Raw genomic sequence first — 19,055 nt, 5'->3', positions numbered from 1 at the left:
CTTCACAGGCCTCCGTACACCCGGTTGCGGGCCTTCTCGAGCGCGGCGCCCATCAGGTTGATCGATGTCAGCGCGATCGCGAGGAATACGCCGGGGCTGGTGGCGATCCACCAGGCGTTGATCAGATATTTGCGCGAGTCGGCGATGATACTGCCGAAGCTCGGCGTCGGCGGCTGGATGCCGAGCCCGAGAAAGCCGAGGATCGCCTCGAAGATCATCATGCGCGCGACGTCGAGCACCGCCACGAAGGCGATCGGCGGCAGGATGTTGGGCGCGGCGAACAACAGCAGAATGCGCCAGTCGCCGGCGCCGAGCACGCGCAGGCCGCGGACATATTCCAGCCCGCGCTCGGTCACGGCGGCGCTGCGCGCCACGCGGGCGTAGAGCGGCCACCCCGACAGCGCCAGCACGATGATGATGGTCGGCACCGTCGGCCGCGACACGCCGAGGATGGTGATGGCCAGGATGATCATCGGGATCGAGAGCTGCGCGTCGGTGATGCGCATGATGATGGTGTCCCACCATTTGCCCTTGAAGCCGGCGAACAGGCCGAGGCCGCAGCCGATGATGAAGATCAGCAGCACCGTGACGATGCCGATCAGCAGCGAGTAGCGGAGCCCGATCAGGCAGCGCAGCAGCATGTCGCGGCCGAGCTGGTCGGTGCCGAGCGGGTGACCCCAGCTCCATTTGTCGCCGAGGAACAGCGGCGGCAGGAACTTGTCCTTCACCACCATCTTGGTGGCGCTCATCGACGAGATTTCCGGCACGATCGCCGACGCCAGCAGCAGCGCCAGGAACACGAACAGCCCGATCCGAAAGCTGGTCATGCCCCAGGCGGCCGACAGGATGCGGCGATTGACCGACTGCGTCGCGGCGGCAGGCTCGGGCGCGATGGTCACGGTCGAGGCCAGCGTCATCTCAAAGCTCCACGCGCGGATCGATCAGATAGGCGACCAGATCGACGATGATGTTGATGAACACGAACACCGCGCTGGTGGTGATGGCGATGCCTTGAATGACCGGAAAGTCGCGGCCGACCACCGAGACCACGGTCAGGTTGCCGAGGCCCGGGTAGTCGAAGATATACTCGATCACCAGCACGCCGCCGATCAGCGTCGAGAGCTGGATGCCGAGCAGATTGACCAGCGGCACGGCGGCATTGCGCAGCGCGTGCGCATAGACGATGCGCCGCCGCGACAGGCCGCGCACCCGCGCCTCGTCGATGAACGGCGCCTGCATCACCTCGCCGAACGAGGTGGTCAGCGTGCGGATGATGAACGGCGCGATCTCCACCGACAGCACCAGCGCCGGCAGCAGCACATAGGAGAAGCCCTGATAGCCGAGCGCCGGCAGCAGATTGAGCTTCACCGACAGGAACAGGATCAGCACGATCGCCAGCCAGAAATTCGGGATCGACACGAACAGCGATTGCAGGCCGAACGCGAGCTTGTTCGGCCAGCCGTCGGGTCTGAGCCCGCCGGCGATGCCGACCGGGAACGACAGCAGCAGCGCGAACACCAGCGCGACGGCGCCGAGCTGCAGCGTGAACGGCAGGCGCTCGAGGATCAGGTCTGTCACCGGCGCCATGTCGGACTTGGTCGGATCGACATATTGGCCGCCGGCCGCCACCATGCCGCTGCGCGGCCGCAGATAGGATTGACCGAGGTCGCCCTGCAGCAGCCCCGCCATGTAGCGCCCATACTGGACGATGATCGGGTCGCGCAGCCCCATCTTGGTGGCGACTTTCTCGACCACGTCGGCCGGCGCCATGCCGCCGACGATCAGCCGCACCGGATCGCCCGGCACCACGCGCAGCAGCGTGAAGATGATGAACGAGGTGATGCCGATGATCAGGAAGCCCTGCAGAATCCGCTTGATCAGGAATTCGAGGATCAACATGAAGGCGTCCTGTCCATCGTCAGAAGAAGGCACGGCGGACCGGGATGCCCCCCGGTCCGCCGCGTTGGTGACCGATCAGGCCAGCGTGGCCTTGGTCATGTCCTGCATGCCGTTCGGGTAGATGTAGAGGCCGTCCAGCTTCTTGCTGTAAGCGTGGATGAACACCGAGGTGAACAGCGCCAGCGCCGGAGCCTTCTTGGCGATGGTCGGCAACGTCTCGGTCTGCAGGATCTTCTTACGTTCTTCCAGAGACGGCGCGTTGCGCTCCTTGTCGAGCACTGCGTCGATTTCCTTGTCGACGATGCCGGTGATGCGCTTCGATGACGAGTGGAAGTGCGTGCGCAGGACGAGATCGGGCTCCGGCGAACCGGTGCACCAGCCGCAGTCGATCATGTTGCCTTCGCCGCCGCCGGGCTTGTCGTACAAAAGGTTGCCCCAGGCCGCGACTTCCAGCGTCTGCAGGTTCACCTTGAAGCCCTGCTCCTGCAGCATGCCGGTGATCAGCTCGGCGTATTCCTTGGTCTTCGGATAGAAGCCGACGGAGGTGTAGTAAGTGAGCTCCGGCAGGCCCGCGCCCTTCGGAAAGCCGGCCTCGGCGAGCAGCTTCTGCGCCTTGTCCGGATCGTATTCCGGATAGTCGGCGACCTCGGCATAGCCGAACTTCACCGGAGAGATATGCGCCTTGGAGAAGGTGCCCGAGACCCCGAGAATTTCCAGGATCTGCTTGCGGTCGATCGAATGGCAGGCGGCGAGCCGGATGCGCGGATCGTCGAACGGCTTCTTCGAGCAGCGGAAGAACAGATATTTGTTCTCGACCGAGATCGCCTTGTGGATGTTGAAGCGCTTGTCTTTGGAGATGGTCTCGACCTGCTCCTGCTCGAGCCGCTCGATGATGTCGGCCTCGCCGTTGAGCAGCGACAGCGTGCGCGTCGTGGTGTCGCCGACGAACTTGTACTCGACGCCCGGGATCTTCGGCGCGCCCATGAAGAAGTCCGGGTTGGCCTTCAGCACCGTGGTGTCGCCCTTCTGCTCGACATACATGAACGGGCCGGTGCCGTTCATGCGCGCCGAAAGCTGGGCCTTGTTGGCGACGTCCTTGGCCGACATGATCGGCAGGAACGACGACAGGTAGTAGAACAGCGTCGCCGGGTAGCCCTGCTCCTTGGTGTTGATGCGGCAGGTGAAGTCGTCGACGATGTCGACCTTGACGAGGCCGGGGTACCACTGCGCCGGACGGTCGGGCAGGCAGCCGTATTCATAGGTCGCCTTGACGTCGGCCGAGGTAAACGGCGCGCCGTTGTGGAATTTGACGCCCTTGCGCAGCTTCACTTCCATGGTAAAGGGATCGATCGGCGTCAGCGACTCGGCGAGTTCGAAGATCAGCTCGTCCGGCTTCTCGGGCTTCATCGGCGCGCGGGTCAGATAGCCGAACACGAAGCCTTCGACGATCAGCTGGCCGAGATTGGTGTGGGTGGTCGGGTCCCAGTTGCCGGTGAGGGCCTCGGCGCCGAGGAAGCGCAGCGTCCGGCCTTCCGCCGCGAAGGCGGAGTTGAACAGGAAATTGGGATCGACGCGGCCGAATCCCAGCGCGGCCGCCCCCGCGGCGCCGCCCAGCAACAGGTTTCTGCGATTGATCATGGTGCCCTTTCCCCTCGGGGTGATTATCAGGTGACGCCGAATGCCGCGGACCGCGTTCAGTCGCTTCGCTCGCAGAGCAAGGACACCGGGGCGGCATCGTCCCCGTGACACTGTGAAGCCTAGACCAACTGCCCGCGCGGCCTGATACCCGCTGCTCCACGATTCCGTTGCTCACGCTTCTCCCGCAGGCATGAACCGGACTCCGGGTCGGATGTGCTGTTGCAGTGCGGCTTATTGCGCGCGCACAACGCCCTTTCGACGTGCAGAACATGAACGGTGCATGGGCAGAAATGGCCTGCGTGAGTCCCCTCGCCTATCGTCCCGGGCGATCATGAGCAGAAGGAGACGCGATTTGGCTGTGGCCGGCGGAGACGGAACTGCGATCCGGGGTATCATCTCGGATCTCGACGGAGTGTTGTATCGCGGTGATCAGCCGATCGCGGAATCAATCGAGGCCTTCAAAGTCTGGCACGCACGCGGCGTGCCCTACGCCTTCGTCACCAACAACGCGACCAAGTCAGCCGCACAATTCGCCGCCAAGCTCGAACGCATGGGCGTGCCGACCACGGCCGCGCAGGTGTTCAACGCCGTGTCGGCCACCGCCAGCCTGATGCAGCAGCGCTGGCAACCGGGCACGCGCGTGTTCGCGATCGGCGAGGCGCCGCTGTTCGAAGCGATCGAAGAAGCCGGCTACACGCTGGCCGGCGACGACGCCGACGTCGTCGTGCTCGGCTTCGACTACGCGCTCAACTACGACAAGCTACGCACCGCGGTTCGCGCGGCCCTGAACGGCGCAAGCGTCGTCGTCACCAACCCCGACCTGCTGACGCCCGCCGACGACGGCTTCGAGCCCTGCGTCGGCGTGCTCGGCGCAGCCGTGACTGCCGCGGTGCCTGCGGTCGTGCCGATCGTGGTCGGCAAGCCGCAGCCGTTCATGGTCGAGGCGGCGCTGGCACATGTCGGCACCGGCAAATCCGAGACCATCATGATCGGCGATCAAGTCGCAACTGACATCGTCGCGGGTCAGCGCGCCGGAATTCGGTCGTTTCTGGTTGCCACAGGTTTGCCTCATACTCCGGTGGCGGGTGTAACGCCGGATCGGATCATCGCCAACCTGCGCGACCTGATCGACGAGGTCGGCGCGACCTAGTCCTCTCGGCTCAGCGCATCAGGTGCTGATAGATCCGCGGCAGCGCGGACGGCAGTCGCTCGACCTGGCCGACAATCGCATAGCCGGCACGGCCGAACAGTGGCGCGAAGTAATCCTGCGCATCGACATCAATGGTGACGCCGAACACCGCGACGCCGCTGCGCCGCGCCTGCTGTACCGCCTTCCGGCTGTCCTCCAGCGCGAAACGGCCTTCATAGTGATCGACGTCGTTCGGCTTGCCGTCGGTCAGCAGCAGCACCAGCTTCTTGCGCTGCGGCTGCGCGGCGAGTTCGGCAGTGGCGTGGCGCAGCGCAGCGCCGATCCGCGTGTAGTAGCCCGGCCGCAGCGCGGCGATCCGCTGCTCCACGAGCGGCCCCATCTGTTCGCCGAACGCCTTCACGGTCTCGACCCGCACCCAGTCGCGGCGCCGCGACGTGAAGGTGAGGATGCTGTGAGCATCGCCGCAAGCGGCGAGTCCGTGGGCCAGCACCATCAGCGCTTCCTTCTCGACATCGAGCACGCGGCGATTGTCGATCCACGCATCCGTCGACAGCGACACGTCGACCAGCAGCGTCACCGCGAGATCGCGCGCCTGCGCCCGCGCGGCGAGATGCAGCCGCTCCGACCCGGCGCTGCCCGCGGACAGATCGCAGCGCGCCCGCACCACGGCGTCGAGATCGAGATCGTTGCCGTCGGGCTGCGCCCGCAGCACCTCGTGTCGCGGCCGCAATGTCTCGAACTGGCGCTTTACCCGCTCGATGAGCGCGCGCGTCGCGTCGCTGCAGTGCCAGACTTCGCCCGTGGCCGAGGCTGGCCCGGCTACGACGCGACAGTGATCCGGCAGATAGGCGGCGCGCTTGTAGTCCCACTCCGGATACAGCTTGCCAGCCGTGCGTCGCCCGGCCTCGACCGCCTGCGGCGGCAGATCGAGGTCGAAGCGGAACTTACTCGACGGTTTCTTGGTGGATCTGCCGAGCGTGATCTCATCGAGATCGTCAGCGGCCTGATCGGCATGCTCGTCGTCGTCCTCATCGGTCGGGCGATCGACGTTGACCATCTCGGCCATCGCCAGGATCTTCTCGAATCGGTTGAGCGCCAGCGGATCGCGCTGCGGGCCGTCATTGGTCTTGCGCTTGGCGGCCTTGCGGCGCGGCTCCGAGGTTTGGCGCGCCGCGGTGTCGCCCGGCTCGTCGGCCTCGCGGCGAGAAGCATCATCCGGACGAGTCCAAACCTCACCCCACATCGGACACGGCAGAAACGTTTGATAGACGGACGGCGCCTTCGGCGGCAGCTCTGCATCGCCGGTGATGATCCGCCATAGCGCAGGATCGGGCCGCGCATCGGCTCCGAGCAGCGAAAGGATCAGCGTTTCAATGTCGCGCTCGATACGCGACAGGGACCGCCTCGGCCGCGCTTGCACCAAAGCACAGCCGAGATCGGCGTATACGCTGCTCAGACCGGGAAACGCCGCGAGTACAGCGCGCGTCGTTTGCTCCGCGCGGCGCAGCACGCGGAGATCCCGACGCAGCGGATCAGTCTCGGTGATCGCCTCCTCCGACCCCACCGCGAACCACGCCGCGAGCCAGCGATACAACGCGCGATTGAGCGCCGCATCCGGAAACAGCGCGATCCGCTCCGGCAGGAACAACGTCGCCTCGTCGCGACCGGGCTGCGCCAACCGTTCTTCACCGAGGCCGATGCGCTGCTTCCAGCCGAGCCGATGACCGGATGTTCGCGCTCCGGCCGGCGCGAGCTGGACGCCAACCTCGCCACCGAGCCCGCGATACATCACGCCGAGCGCACCGCGCTCGTCACTCAGCAACGCCGCCGCCTCCGGATAGTCCGCGTAACTCGCCGCCCGCCCAACCATTCGGTGCCAGGCCCGGCCGACGGTTTCTTCGAGTTCGAGGAAGTCGAGCATCGTCGTCGTCCAATCAACAGGTATCACCTCTCCTCCGTCATTCCGGGACGCGCCTCTTGGCGCGCGCCCGGAATCCATAGCCCCTGCTTGGGAGTATGGATTCCGGGTTCGCCGCTGCGCGGCGTCCCGGAGTGACGAGAGGCATGAGCTAGCCGATCACCGCTTGCGCGACTTCGATCAGCGCCGCCTTGACGTCCGCATCGTCGGTGAGCGGCTCGATCATGGCCGCGAGCACGGCGTCGCGGAGTGGCAGGCCTTCGGCGATCAGGCTGGCGCAGTACACCAGCAGGCGCGTCGAGACGCCCTCTTCGAGATCGTGGCCCTTGAGATGGCGCAGCCGCGCCGCGAGCGTCACCAGCGGCGCGACGCGCTCCGGCACTAGCCCGCTTTCGGCAGCGACCACGGCGACTTCCTGCGCATGCGGCAGGAAACCGAATTCGATCGCGGCGAAGCGCTGCCGTGTCGACGGCTTCAACGCTTTGAGCAGGCTCTGGTAGCCGGGATTGTACGACACCACGAGCATGAAATGCGGCGGTGCGATGAGCTGCTCGCCGGTGCGCTCGAGTGGCAGTACGCGGCGGTCGTCGGCGAGCGGATGCAGCACCACCGCGACGTCCTTGCGCGCCTCGACCACCTCGTCGAGATAGCAGATGCCGCCCTGCCGCACCGCGCGGGTCAGCGGCCCGTCGACCCACACCGTCTCGCCGCCCTTGAGCAGATAGCGGCCCGTGAGATCGGCGGCGGTGAGATCGTCGTGGCACGACACGGTGAACAACGGCAGGCCAAGCTTCGCCGCCATATGGGCGACGAAGCGTGTCTTGCCGCAGCCGGTCGGCCCCTTGACCAGCAGCGGCACCCGCCGCTTCCAGGCCAGCTCGAACAGGGCGCATTCGTGCCCCGCCGGCGCGTAGTAAGGCAGCGGGGGGGCGTTGGCGTCGATGGCATGCAAGGCGGGCTTCATGGCGATGTCTCCCAACGAGGAAAAGACTGGCGGCCACGGCGTCATCCTGGCCGCCAGTTCGGCCTATTCGGCCGGTTGCAGGGCGCCGCTGAGGGCGGCCTGCTTGGTGCGTCCGGGAACCAGAATCGCCCAGACGAACATCAGCGCGGAGATCAGCACGCAGACGCCGGACCCGAGCCGCACCCAGTAGAACAGAGCGAGCTGATCCTGCACCTCGATGAAGCTCTGGCCGAGCACGCGCTGCAGATGCACCTGGATGACGCCGGCGAAGGTCAGCGCGAAGGTCATCACGCTCATCGCCGTGCACATCAGCCAGAACGAGGCGATCGACAGCATCTGGTTGTAGGGCGCGCGGCCGCGCAGTTGCGGGATCGCGTAGGTCATCATCGCCAGGTTCAACATCACATAGGCGCCGAAGAAGGCGAGATGGCCGTGAGCCGCGGTGACCTGGGTGCCGTGGGTGTAGTAGTTCACGCTGGACAACGTGTGCAGGAAGCCCCAGACGCCGGCACCGAAGAACGCCATCACCGAGCAGCCGACCGACCACAGCAGCGCGGCGCGGTTCTCGTGCTTGCGGCCGGCCTTCCAGGTCATCTGCACGGTGAAGATCACCATGGTGAAGAACGGCGCGACTTCGAGCGTCGAGAACAAGGAGCCGATCCACTGCCAATAGCCCGGCGCGCCGATCCAGTAATAATGATGGCCGGTGCCGAGGATGCCGGAGAACAGCGCGAGCCCGATGATGACGTAGAGCCATTTCTCGACCACTTCACGGTCGATGCCGTTGAGCTTGATCATCAGGAACGCCAAAACCGACGCCATGATCAATTCCCAGACGCCCTCGACCCAGAGATGAACGACGTACCACCAGTACATCTTGTCGAGCCCGAGATTGGCCGGGTTGTAGAACGAGAACAGGAAGAAGATCGCGACGCCCCACAGCCCGAACAGCAGGATGTTGGTCACCGTGGTCTTGCGCCCCTTCAGCACCGTCATGGTGATGTTGAACAGGAACATCAGGCAAACCACGACGATGCCGATCTTGATCACGAACGGCTGCTCGAGGAATTCGCGCCCTTCGTGATAGTGGAACAGATATCCGACCACCGCGGCGCCGGCCGCACCGAAGAACAGCCAGAATTGCAGCTTGGCGAGGAACGGGCTGAACAGCTCGTTCTCGCTCTCCTCGGGCACCAAATAATAGGTGCAGCCCATGAAGCCCATCAGCAACCAGACGATCAGCGCGTTGGTGTGGATCATCCGGACGATGTTGAAGGGCAGCAATTCGGACAACGTATTCGGCAGCACGTAGATCGTGCCGGCCAGCACACCGAACGAGACCTGGGCGAGAAACAGCGTCAGCGCGCCGTAGAAATACAGCAGCGCGACCTTCTGGGTTTGATATTTGATCATGACGGTCTTCCGATGAAGGGCGATTGAAGGCGGATCAGCCGGCGTTATTCGGCGGCCAGGACTGGGTCTTGATCCGGCTGGTCCATTCGAGGAAATCGGCGAGGTCGTTGACCTCCTGATCGCTCAGATGGAATTGCGGCATCTGGCGACGGCCTTCGACGCCGGAGGGCTGTGAGGCCATCCAGGATTTCAGCATCTCGCGGGCCTGCGCGGGATCCTTGTCACCGCCCCAGCGGACCCAGACATTGCCGACCTCTGGCGCGTAATAGGCGCCTTCACCGAGCAGCGTGTGGCAATTGATGCAGGAATTCTTCTCCCAGATGTGCTTTCCGCGCGCCACCGCGGCGGTCAGCGTCGACGCATCGGTCGACCGCGTCACGATGTAGTAATGGCTGTGCGCGGTAAGGCCGACGAAGATCGCGAAGAAGAATGCCGAGCCGCCGAAGAAGACGTTGCGGGCGGCGGATTTGGTGAGGCGCTCGGCCATCACGAGGTTCCTTTCGATGCGGAGGATGTGGAGCTTGCAGCTTCGCAACCGATGCTATCGAAGGCGGCAACAGCAACGTTGTGCTGGCACAACGTTCAAGGCGATCAGCGCAGGAGTTGCGCGAGGCCAGGGATCAGCGCGGCGAGCGCGACGAAGCCGATCCACACCCAAAGGATGGCACGCCAGGGACCGGCGGCATTTCGGAAGCCGAAGTAATCAAGCACGAGCAGCCGGGCCTTGACCGCAGCGATCGCAATCAGCAGCGCGCCGCCGACGAAGCCAGCGGCCGGACCGCGGCTGAGCGCGATGGTTACTCCGGTGAGGATCAGCAATGCCGGCAAGGCGCGATCGCGTCGATCAGAGAGCCGCATCATCCCCTCACCGCATCAGATAGATGATTGGGACCAACATCAGCCAGACGAGGTCGACCATGTGCCAGAACGCGGCGCCGGTCTCGACATCGGCCGGCTCGGCACGCCAGGCCACAACGGCGAGAATGACGAGGCCGAGCACGACGTGCAGCAGATGGAAACCGGTGAGCAGGAAGTACAGCGTGAAGAACGCACTGGTCTCGACGTCGATACCGCGGCCGATCTCGTCGGCATATTCGACCAGCTTGAGTGCGATGAAGAGAACGCCGAGCAGGCCGGCGCCCGCGAGCCATCGCCGGGCGGCGGCGCGCGCGTCGGCCTGGGCCGAGGCGCAGGCGCGGGCCGCACACCAGCCGCTCGTGATCAGACAAAGGGTGTTGACAGACGCGATCAACGGATCGAGCTGCGCCTGCCCCGCTGCGAATGTAGTAGGGTCGAGCGCCTTCGCCACCGCAAACGCCACCAGCAGCGCGCCGAACGCGGCGAGTTCGCTGAAGATCAGCAGCCAGATCATCGGATGGCCGGGCAGCGAGTCCAGCACGGAGGCTTCGGACGCCGCCGTCGGCACGTCGGCCATGGTCGCAGGGGGACAGGAGGTCATGGCGCGACCGTAACGGTCGATCCGACTCGCCGTTTGTCGCGGCACAAGCTCGCGGCATTTTCCGCCGATCGCCCGAAAGGTTGTGCTGCGGCAAACACGATCGACCCGCGGCCGCTAGGGTCTCGCCACGTTACGCCGACCGGAGGCCGCCATGACCGAAGCGCAATGGGGATTGATCGTCGTCACCGCCATCATCATCGTGTTCGCCGCGGCGATGCGGTCGATCGGCGCGCTGCGGACAGGCGGCACGGTCACGGCGATCGTCGTCACGATCGTCGTGGCGACGTCGCTGTTTCTCACGCAATAGTGGCGCGTGAAACTACGCGCCGATCCTGACCACCATCTTGCCGAGCGCCGCGCGCGTCGTCATCGCCGTGAAGGCATCGCGAAACTCCGCGAACGGAAACACCCGGCCGACGACAGGCACGAGTTCACCATCGCGCAGCCAGGCAAACAGCTGCCGCATCGCCTCGTCACGCACCGCCGACTCTCGACGAGCGATCTGGGCCAGATCGACGCCGAGCAGCGCGCCGCCCTTGAGCAGCGGCAGGTTGAACGGCAGCGCCGGGATCGTGCCGGCCGCAAAGCCGACCACGAGGTGGCGCCCGTTCCAGGCGATCGAGCGGAAGGCCTGCAGACTCACCTCACCGCCGACCGGATCGTAGATCACGTCGGGGCCGTGCCCGCCCGTAAGCTCTTTCAACTGGTCGCGCCAGTCCGCGCGGGTGTAGTCGACGGCCGCATCGGCGCCGTGTTCGATGGCGAACTGGCGTTTCTCCTCGGTTGAAGCCGCCGCGATGACCCGCGCGCCGAGCAGCTTGCCGATCTGCACCGCCGCAATGCCGACACCTCCGGCAGCACCGAGAACCAGCAGGATGTCGCCGGCCTGAAGCCGCGCGCGGTAGCGCAACGCATAGAGACCCGTCAGATAGTTGGCGAAGAACGAGGCGCCGATCTCTGGCGCGAGCCCTTCGGGGGCCACCATCAGATCCGTCGCCGGCACACAGATGTATTCGGCGAGACCGCCGTTCCGGGCCATCCCGATGACCGGTGTCCCCGGCAGCGGCGCGGACACGCCATCGGCCGCCTGATCGACGACGCCAGAGAATTCCGTTCCGGGCGTGAAAGGCAACGGATCTTTGGTCTGATAAAGCCCTTGCACCTTGAGCCCGTCGACGAAGCCCACCGCGGCCGCCTGGATGCGGACCCGCACCATGCCGGGCGCGAGAAAAGGTTCTGGCACATCCTTGATGCCGATATTCTCGATGCGGCTAAAATCGTCGACCACGACTGCTTTCATGTCATCCTCTTGGCGAGATCTGCCTCCTGCATAGCCGGAAAACGGCGACAGTGAACAGGCTCGCCAGCGCATGGCGTAGCGACATGAAGGGCACCCGCGGCGCGACCGGGGTGCAAAAAGCAGGACAATCTTACGAGCCCCGTGGCTTCGCCACCGGGGGTGCAGACTGATGATTTTTCGGGGAAATCTTGGTCGGAGTGGCAGGATTCGAACCTGCGACCCCTGCGTCCCGAACGCAGTGCTCTACCGGGCTGAGCCACACTCCGACAAGGTGGCCGGCTTATAGCGTCCGCCTTCCGGCTTCGCAAGCGTTCCTATGGGGACAATTCGAGGATTTTATCCAAGCCGCCGTCCGCAGACGGGGGCGACGGCGTCAACGAACGTGACTCAGCTCAGAACGGGCGTAAAGCCATAAAAACGCTGCGCGTTTTCGGCCAGTACGCGATCGCGGGCAGCGGCGTCGGGCACCCAGTCGGCGAGCAGATCGAGCAGATCGCCGACATTCATCATGTGCTGCCAGGTCGCGACATGCGGCCAGTCACTGCCCCAGACGCAACGATCGGGCGCGGTCTCGTGCAGCAGCCGCGCGAACGGGATCGTGTCGGCATAGGGGAAACCAGCGACCGTGTTGCGATAGGCGCCCGACAGCTTCACCCAGGCCCCGTCCCGCACCAGCGACACCAGCGTCTGGAAGCCCGGATCATCGATGCCGCGTGCCACCGGGAAGTGGCCCCAGTGGTCGACGATGAAGGGCACCGGCAGCCGTCCGAGCTGCGGCGCCAGCGGCACGAGGTCTTTGGCGTCGATCAGGAACTGCAGGTGCCATCCCAGGTCCTTGGCCATCGCCGCGTATTCGCCGACGCGTTCGAACCCGATGCCACCGCCATACAGGATGTTGAGGCGAAGGCCGACAATGCCGGCGTCCTTCAGCGCCGCCAGCTCCTTGTCCGACAGACCGAGCGGGATCACCGCGATTCCCTTCAGCCGGTCCGGATGGGCCCGCAGCGTTTCCAATAGCAGCCGGTTGTCGGTGCCGTGCACGCTGACCTGCACCAGCACGCCATAGGTCATGCCGGTGGCGTCGAGCATCGCCAGATAGGCCTCCGTTGTCGCCGCCGGCGGCGTGTAGCTGCGGCCTTCGACGAACGGATAGGCCGGCGGCAGCCCGATGACATGGGCGTGGGTGTCGACGGCTCCCGGCGGCACGACGAAGCGAGTCGGCGGGCGCGGCGACGGATCGGGCCCTGGACAGGCCGGAGCCGGATCCGTCGAGGTCACAGGCTCACTCATCGGCGCTGAGCACGGTGCCGCGGGTTTCCGGCAGCGCGTAGGCCGCCGCGAAGAACAGCACATAGGCGAACATCGCAAACAGACAAATAGCGTTCGCCAACGTGGTCACTTGCGACAGATAGCCGACCAGGAACGGAAACAGCGCGCCGACGCCGCGGCCGAAATTATAGCAGAAGCCCTGTCCCGAGCCGCGCAGGCTGGTCGGAAAAAGCTCGGTCAGAAACGCGCCCATGCCGGAGAAATAGCCGGAAGCGAAGAAGCCGAGCGGGAAGCCCAGCACCCACAGCATCTCGTTCGACAGCGGAAGCTGGGTATAGGCCAGCACCACCACCATCGCGCCCAGCGAGAAGGTGAGGAACAGGCTGCGGCGGCCGAACCGATCAGCGAACCAGGCGCCGACCAGATAACCGACGAAAGACCCGACAATCAGCGTCGCCAGATAGCCGGTCGAACCGACGATCGAGAGCTTGCGCTCGGTCGTCAGGAAGCGCGGCACCCAGAAGGTGATCGCGTAGTAACCGCCCTGACATCCGGTGGCGACCAGCGAGGCCAGGATCGTCGTCTTCAGAATACGCCCCTGGAAGATCGCGAGGATCGAACGGCTGCCGCCCGCCGCCGTGATCCTGGCGCGGGTTTGCGCCGCGACTTCCGGCTCCTTCACATAGGCACGCAGATACAGCACCAGCAGCGCCGGCAGCGCGCCGATCGCGAACATCCAGCGCCACGCCTGCTCGGGCGGCAGCAGCGAGAACAGCGCGGCTTGCGCCAGCACCGCCATGCCCCAGCCAACCGCCCAGCCCGACTGCACCGAGCCGACTGCACGGCCACGATATTGCGGACGGATGGTCTCGCCGATCAGCACCGCGCCGGCCGCCCACTCACCGCCGAAACCGAAGCCGAGCAGCGCACGCAGGATCAGCAATTGTTCGAAGTTCTGCGCGAACGCGCACAGCAGCGAGAACAGCGAGAACCAGATGATGGTGAGTTGCAGCGTGCGGACTCGGCCGATCCGATCGGCCAGATAGCCCGCGGCCCAGCCGCCAACAGCGGAAGCGAGCAGCGTCACCGTGCCCGCGAGGCCGGCCGAGCCGGCGTCGACTTTCCACAGCGCGATGATCGTCCCGATCACCAGCGGGTAGATCATGAAATCCATGCCGTCGAGCGCCCAGCCCGTCGCGCAGGCCCAGAAGGTGCGCTTCTCGGGAACGGTCATGTCTTTGTAGAAGCCGGTCAGGCTGGTATCCGCGATCGGCGCGACCGTGCTCGAAGATGTCGTCATCGTATCCTCCCTCGCTCGCCTTCACCGGGCGATCGCTCGTGTGCGACAAATTTATCAATCGAGAGGACGCGTCTGCCGGAAAATTGTCAGCTGACCGTGGAGACGGCGGCTTTCTGTCGAAAAATTACTCGCGGCCACGCTGCAGCCGGCGATAGCGCGCAGGGCTTTCGCCGGTCACCTGACGGAACGCGACGCCGAAATGAGATTGCGACGAGAAGCCGACGCCCAGCGCGATTTCGACAATCGGAAGGTCCGACGTCTCGAGCAATCGTCTGGCGGCAGCTATCCGCTGTTCGACAACGAAGCGATGCGGCGTCATCCCGGTGGAGCGCTTGAAGCTGCGGATGAAGTTGGACGGACTCATGCCCGCAACCTGCGCCATCGCCGCCAAGGTGATCGGCGCTCCGGGATCCGACCTGACAAACTCGGCGATCCGCTCGCGCACCGGTCCTTCCAGCGGCGCGGTTTGCTCGGCTGGGGTCGAACGCGGCGCCGAATAGCGATCCGTCAGATGCAGGGCGAGCGTGTAGGCGAGTTGCTCAGCCAGCAACGCGTTCGGCCGTCCACCGCTCTCGCTGGCCTCGACGAGACGCTTGGCCGACGCTTCGAGCAGCGCATCGTCGACATCCCAAGCGGTGTCCCGCAGCGCGATCGCATCGGCTGCGCCGAGGGAACGCCCGACATCCCTGAGCAGCGGCTCGCCCAGATACAACAGCAACAGCTTGCCCTGATTGGTGTCGGGCACGGCATCGACCACTACCCGTCGCCCGGGCTGGCCGATGCGAAATCGCCCGGCATGGACCGGCGCGTCGCGCCGCACCTTGCCGTTCTCGATCAGGACATGACGGCGAACGTCATACAACGTGATCGCGACCGTCGGGACCGGTAGCTCGCCGAACTCATAGAGATGCGGGCCCGTCACTTCGCTCACTGCAGCGGCAAATCCTGTCGTTGACCAAAGATCGATCAGAGCGGATTGCCTGCGGCCGGTGACGCGTTCGGCATGAAGCAGCGGGTTGAGTTGCATCGGATAAGCGCCTGTGTGAACAATCCATCCTCACTCTATATTGGAACGCGTTGCAAGTCCGTCGCACGGCCTCTTTCGACCTTCTTCAAACGGGATTTCACGCGTGCGCGGAGGAAGGCTTCGCGATTTGGGCGAGCACCTGATCCATTTCGATCATGACGTCTCCCGCGTGTGATGCAGCGCAGCGCGTCGACTTTGCTACTTCGCATCTGCGCGAATTGCGATATGAACCGGGCATGATGCTCGACCTGACCACCACCAGACTGACCGCCGGGGATGCCGAGGCTGCCGCGCACGCCTTGCGAGGCGGCAGCCTGGTCGCGTTCCCGACCGAGACGGTCTATGGGCTGGGCGCGGATGCCACCAACGCCGACGCCGTCGCGCGGCTCTACGCCGCCAAGGGAAGGCCGTCATTCAACCCTCTGATCGCCCACGTTGCCGATCTGGCTGCAGCGCGCGCGGTCGCCAAACTCGACGAGGTGTCACTGCGATTGGCCGAGGCCTTTTGGCCTGGGCCGCTGACGCTGGTCCTGCCCAAGGCAACGAATTGTTCGGTTTGCGATCTCGCCACCGCCGGACTCGTTAGCGTGGCCCTGCGCGTGCCCGCGCATCCGGTGGCACAGTCGATCCTACGAGCATTCGGAGGACCGGTCGTTGCGCCCTCCGCCAACCGCTCCGGCCACGTCTCCCCGACCACAGCGGCCCATGTCGCAGCGGACCTCGACGGGCGCATCGACGTCATCGTCGACGGCGGCCCTGTGATGGTCGGGGTCGAATCCACGATCATCGGCTGCCTCGGCGTACCCGTGCTGCTACGTCCCGGAGGTGTGCCGCGCGAGGCGATCGAGCGTGTGCTGGGGCGGACGCTTAGCACACCCATGGCAATCCCTGATGCCGGCCGTGCGCCGGTCGCGCCTGGGATGCTGGCATCGCACTACGCGCCGCGTGCCCGCGTGCGTCTCGAGGCGACGACCGTCGAGTCGGGCGAAGCCCTGCTGGCGTTTGGTCCCGACCTGCCTCCGGGTGCAGAAACGGCCGTCGCGGTGCGCAATCTATCTACGCGCGGCGATCTCGCTGAAGCCGCGGCCCGTCTGTTCGGCGCGCTGCGTGCTCTCGATGAGGTCGAAGCGCGCGCGATCGCAGTGATGCCGATTCCAACGCACGGCCTTGGTGAGGCGATCAACGATCGCCTGCGCCGCGCCGCCGCGCCGCGCCCATGAAGACCGGACCAACAAATCATTGCGTCGTCGCGAGCGGCGCGAAGCCATCGAGAACCGCCTGATAGGCGCTCCGCATTGCTTCGCCGCTCGGCTCCTCGCAACGACAGGGAAGAGGAAACATCATGAACATCGTCGCCCCGCACTCGCCCGAGGCTCTGTCCTCCGACCTGATCGCGCGCTTTGCGGCAATCGTCGGCGACAGGCATGCCCTGACGGATCCGATCGAACTCGAGGCTTACGTCACCGAGGAGCGCAATCTGTATCACGGCCGGTCGCCGTTGGTGCTGCGTCCGGGATCGACTGCGGAAGTCGCGGCGATCTGCAAGCTCGCGCACGACACGCGCGTCGCTCTGGTGCCACAGGGCGGCAATACCGGGCTTGTCGGCGGCCAGACGCCGCACAATGGCGAGGTCGTGATCTCGTTGAAGCGGATGGACAAGATCCGGGAAATCGACCTCGCGTCGAATACCATGACGGTCGAAGCCGGAGTCATTCTGCAGACCGCGCAGGAGCGCGCCGCGAATATCGACCGGCTGTTTCCGCTGTCGCTCGGCGCGCAGGGAAGTTGCACCATCGGCGGCAATCTGGCGACCAATGCCGGCGGCACTGCCGCGCTCGCCTACGGGTTGGCCCGCGACATGGCGCTCGGCGTGGAAGTCGTCCTCGCCGACGGCCGCGTGCTGAACCTGCTGTCGAAGTTGAAAAAGGACAACACCGGCTACGACCTGCGCGACCTGTTCATCGGCGCCGAAGGGACGCTCGGCATCATCACGGCTGCGACGCTGAAGCTGTTTCCGAAGCCACGGGCGGTGGAAACCGCATTCGTCGGACTGCAGTCGCCCGAGGCCGCGCTGCAATTGCTCTGCATCGCCCAGCGAGAAGCCGCGGGCCATCTCACCAGCTTCGAACTGATCGCCGAGATCGCGCTCGATTTCTCGGTGCGCCACGCCCATAACCGAGACCCACTGGAGAGCCGCTATCCGTGGTACGTGCTGATGGAGCTGTCGTCGATGCGCGAGGCCGCGCGCGGCGCCCTCGAGGCGATTCTCGAACGGGGTTTCGAGGACGGCATTGTCGATGACGCGGCGATCGCCGCGTCGCTACAGCAACAGGAAGCTTTCTGGAAACTACGCGAGGAGATCTCGCCGGCGCAGAAGCCGGAAGGTGGCTCGATCAAGCACGACATCTCGGTCCCGGTCGCCGCGGTTCCGGCCTTCATCACAGAGGCGAACGCGGCGGTGATCGAGCTGATCCCCGGCGCACGGCCGGTGCCATTCGGCCATCTCGGCGACGGCAACATCCACTACAATGTCAGCCAGCCGGTGGACGCCGATAAAGCCGAATTTCTCGCGCGCTGGCACGAGGTCAACAGCGTCGTGTTCGCGATCGTGCTGCGGCATGGCGGATCGATCTCGGCCGAACACGGCATCGGCGTGATGAAGCGCGACGAGCTCCCGAGCGTGAAGGACCCCACCGCGATGGAACTGATGCGCTCGATCAAGTCGCTGCTCGATCCGCACGGCATCATGAACCCTGGCAAGGTCGTGTAGTCACCGAGAAGAAAGTCGGCAGCACAAGCCACGGCGCGAAGGACGCCTTGGCGCCCTTGGCTGGCAGGCGCACACTTCGCTAAGTCGTCGAACAAATTGACGTGGATGCCCGAGGTCGCCAACAGGGCCGAGGAAGCGTTCAAAAAAACGAGCCCTGCCCGCTGTCTTCCGTCGGCAGCTTCGCCCGCCCGGCGCGCTTCGCCGCCGGCGGTTTCGGTGCCCGGGCCTGGACGGCCTGCGCCTCCTCGTCCGAAATCGGCAGGATCAGTTGCGGGTTGTCGTTGGCGACGCGGTTGACAGCGCTGGACACCGCGCACCAGACGAACAGGCCGTCCGGCGGCGAGCGAAGTAATCCGGCGACGCCTTCGACATCCGTTTCATCGGCGTCGAGCCAACACGCATAGTCGTCGGGCGCGATCGTGACGGGCACGCGGTCGTGCAGCTCGGTCATCCTGCCTTCGGCCGCAGTGGTCACGATCGCGACCGTGTCGAGTTCCTCGCCATTGGAGCCCACCCAGGTCTCCCAGACGCCGGCGAAACCGATCGGCCCGCCGCCCTGCGGCTGAATAAAATAGGGCTGCTTGCGTGAGCCGATCGCCCTCCACTCGTAGTAGCCATCTGTCGGAACGAGACAGCGGCGACGCCGGATCGCGTTGCGGAACGCGGGCTTCTCGAACACGGTTTCGGCGCGGGCATTGATCACCAGCGCAAACGCCTTCGGATCTTTCACCCAGGACGGCAGAAATCCCCACCGCATCAGCCGGAATCGACGCGCACCACCGTCGAGGATCACGACAGGAATGGGTTGGGTGGGCGCGATGTTGTAGCGCGCCGGGAAGTTTGGCTGATCCACATAGGCGAAGGCCTCGCGAATGGCTGCCGGTGCAGAAGTAATGACAAAGCGTCCGCACATTGCGCGTTTATCCCAGGTGGATTCTTCAGAGCCTA

At 65.2% G+C, this 19,055-nt stretch carries 18 protein-coding genes and 1 tRNA gene; 4 read left to right on the top strand and 15 right to left on the bottom strand.

The window, feature by feature from the left end; translation table 11 throughout:
- Positions 1-2: 2 nt before the first annotated feature.
- The 3 genes from ACFFJ6_RS03045 to ACFFJ6_RS03035 all read right to left on the bottom strand — a co-directional run bounded on the left by ACFFJ6_RS03045 (position 3) and on the right by ACFFJ6_RS03035 (position 3,537).
- On the bottom strand, positions 3-917 hold the full coding sequence (locus ACFFJ6_RS03045; protein ID WP_378384212.1) for an ABC transporter permease: 915 nt from the start codon (positions 915-917) through the stop codon (positions 3-5).
- A gap of 1 nt (position 918) precedes the next feature.
- The gene (locus ACFFJ6_RS03040; protein ID WP_378384209.1) at positions 919-1,899 is read right to left on the bottom strand and encodes an ABC transporter permease; all 981 of its coding nucleotides are present in this window, start codon (positions 1,897-1,899) and stop codon (positions 919-921) included.
- Between the two features lie 75 nt (positions 1,900-1,974).
- Positions 1,975-3,537, bottom strand: coding sequence for an ABC transporter substrate-binding protein (locus tag ACFFJ6_RS03035; protein WP_254983231.1), 1,563 nt, complete (start codon positions 3,535-3,537; stop codon positions 1,975-1,977).
- A 358-nt stretch (positions 3,538-3,895) separates the two neighbouring features.
- Here ACFFJ6_RS03035 and ACFFJ6_RS03030 point away from each other — a divergent pair, with 358 nt between their 5' ends.
- Entirely contained in the window at positions 3,896-4,687 is a 792-nt protein-coding gene (locus tag ACFFJ6_RS03030; RefSeq protein ID WP_378385716.1) for an HAD-IIA family hydrolase, read from the top strand.
- Between the two features lie 10 nt (positions 4,688-4,697).
- Here the strand turns inward: ACFFJ6_RS03030 and ACFFJ6_RS03025 are convergent, their stop codons facing one another.
- The 6 genes from ACFFJ6_RS03025 to ACFFJ6_RS03000 form a co-directional block, all read right to left on the bottom strand.
- Complete coding sequence (locus ACFFJ6_RS03025; RefSeq protein ID WP_378385714.1) at positions 4,698-6,608, bottom strand: nitric oxide reductase activation protein NorD; 1,911 nt, start codon at positions 6,606-6,608, stop codon at positions 4,698-4,700.
- Between the two features lie 148 nt (positions 6,609-6,756).
- The gene (locus ACFFJ6_RS03020) at positions 6,757-7,569 is read right to left on the bottom strand and encodes a CbbQ/NirQ/NorQ/GpvN family protein (protein ID WP_378384206.1); all 813 of its coding nucleotides are present in this window, start codon (positions 7,567-7,569) and stop codon (positions 6,757-6,759) included.
- A 63-nt stretch (positions 7,570-7,632) separates the two neighbouring features.
- Positions 7,633-8,979 (bottom strand): cbb3-type cytochrome c oxidase subunit I, encoded by a 1,347-nt coding sequence (locus ACFFJ6_RS03015; protein WP_378385712.1) that lies wholly within the window; start codon positions 8,977-8,979, stop codon positions 7,633-7,635.
- A gap of 37 nt (positions 8,980-9,016) precedes the next feature.
- On the bottom strand, positions 9,017-9,469 hold the full coding sequence (locus tag ACFFJ6_RS03010) for a c-type cytochrome (RefSeq protein WP_378384203.1): 453 nt from the start codon (positions 9,467-9,469) through the stop codon (positions 9,017-9,019).
- 104 nt (positions 9,470-9,573) lie between these two features.
- A complete protein-coding gene (locus ACFFJ6_RS03005) occupies positions 9,574-9,810 on the bottom strand; it encodes a cytochrome C oxidase subunit IV family protein (protein WP_378384201.1) in 237 nt (78 codons plus the stop codon).
- 37 nt (positions 9,811-9,847) lie between these two features.
- Entirely contained in the window at positions 9,848-10,441 is a 594-nt protein-coding gene (locus tag ACFFJ6_RS03000) for a cytochrome c oxidase subunit 3 (protein WP_378384198.1), read from the bottom strand.
- Positions 10,442-10,592: 151 nt separating this feature from the next.
- On the opposite strand from ACFFJ6_RS03000, the gene ACFFJ6_RS02995 reads away from it, so the two are divergent.
- Entirely contained in the window at positions 10,593-10,748 is a 156-nt protein-coding gene (locus ACFFJ6_RS02995) for a hypothetical protein (RefSeq protein ID WP_378384196.1), read from the top strand.
- Between the two features lie 12 nt (positions 10,749-10,760).
- Here ACFFJ6_RS02995 and ACFFJ6_RS02990 read toward each other — a convergent pair whose 3' ends face one another.
- From ACFFJ6_RS02990 to ACFFJ6_RS02970, 5 genes are all read right to left on the bottom strand, one after another.
- Positions 10,761-11,741: an NADPH:quinone oxidoreductase family protein gene (locus tag ACFFJ6_RS02990; protein WP_378384193.1), complete on the bottom strand. Its 981-nt coding sequence runs from the start codon at positions 11,739-11,741 to the stop codon at positions 10,761-10,763.
- Positions 11,742-11,930: 189 nt separating this feature from the next.
- Positions 11,931-12,007, bottom strand: a tRNA-Pro gene (locus ACFFJ6_RS02985).
- 121 nt (positions 12,008-12,128) lie between these two features.
- Entirely contained in the window at positions 12,129-13,019 is an 891-nt protein-coding gene (locus tag ACFFJ6_RS02980; protein WP_378384191.1) for an amidohydrolase family protein, read from the bottom strand.
- Between the two features lie 4 nt (positions 13,020-13,023).
- Entirely contained in the window at positions 13,024-14,310 is a 1,287-nt protein-coding gene (locus tag ACFFJ6_RS02975) for an MFS transporter (RefSeq protein WP_378384188.1), read from the bottom strand.
- 124 nt (positions 14,311-14,434) lie between these two features.
- Positions 14,435-15,241, bottom strand: a complete 807-nt coding sequence (locus ACFFJ6_RS02970; protein ID WP_378384186.1) for a helix-turn-helix domain-containing protein — start codon at positions 15,239-15,241, stop codon at positions 14,435-14,437.
- A 332-nt stretch (positions 15,242-15,573) separates the two neighbouring features.
- On the opposite strand from ACFFJ6_RS02970, the gene ACFFJ6_RS02965 reads away from it, so the two are divergent.
- The gene (locus tag ACFFJ6_RS02965; RefSeq protein WP_378384183.1) at positions 15,574-16,557 is read left to right on the top strand and encodes an L-threonylcarbamoyladenylate synthase; all 984 of its coding nucleotides are present in this window, start codon (positions 15,574-15,576) and stop codon (positions 16,555-16,557) included.
- A gap of 122 nt (positions 16,558-16,679) precedes the next feature.
- Positions 16,680-18,107, top strand: a complete 1,428-nt coding sequence (locus ACFFJ6_RS02960; protein ID WP_378384181.1) for an FAD-binding oxidoreductase — start codon at positions 16,680-16,682, stop codon at positions 18,105-18,107.
- Positions 18,108-18,246: 139 nt separating this feature from the next.
- Here ACFFJ6_RS02960 and ACFFJ6_RS02955 read toward each other — a convergent pair whose 3' ends face one another.
- Positions 18,247-19,020: an SOS response-associated peptidase gene (locus ACFFJ6_RS02955; protein ID WP_378384179.1), complete on the bottom strand. Its 774-nt coding sequence runs from the start codon at positions 19,018-19,020 to the stop codon at positions 18,247-18,249.
- Between the last annotated feature and the right edge of the window lie 35 nt (positions 19,021-19,055).

This window comes from Rhodopseudomonas telluris (genome assembly GCF_042432815.1).
In the GTDB taxonomy this organism is placed as follows: Bacteria; Pseudomonadota; Alphaproteobacteria; order Rhizobiales; family Xanthobacteraceae; genus Rhodopseudomonas; species Rhodopseudomonas telluris.
The sequence above is the reverse complement of the archived record's forward strand: the minus strand, read 5'-3'. Positions and strand labels throughout refer to the sequence as shown.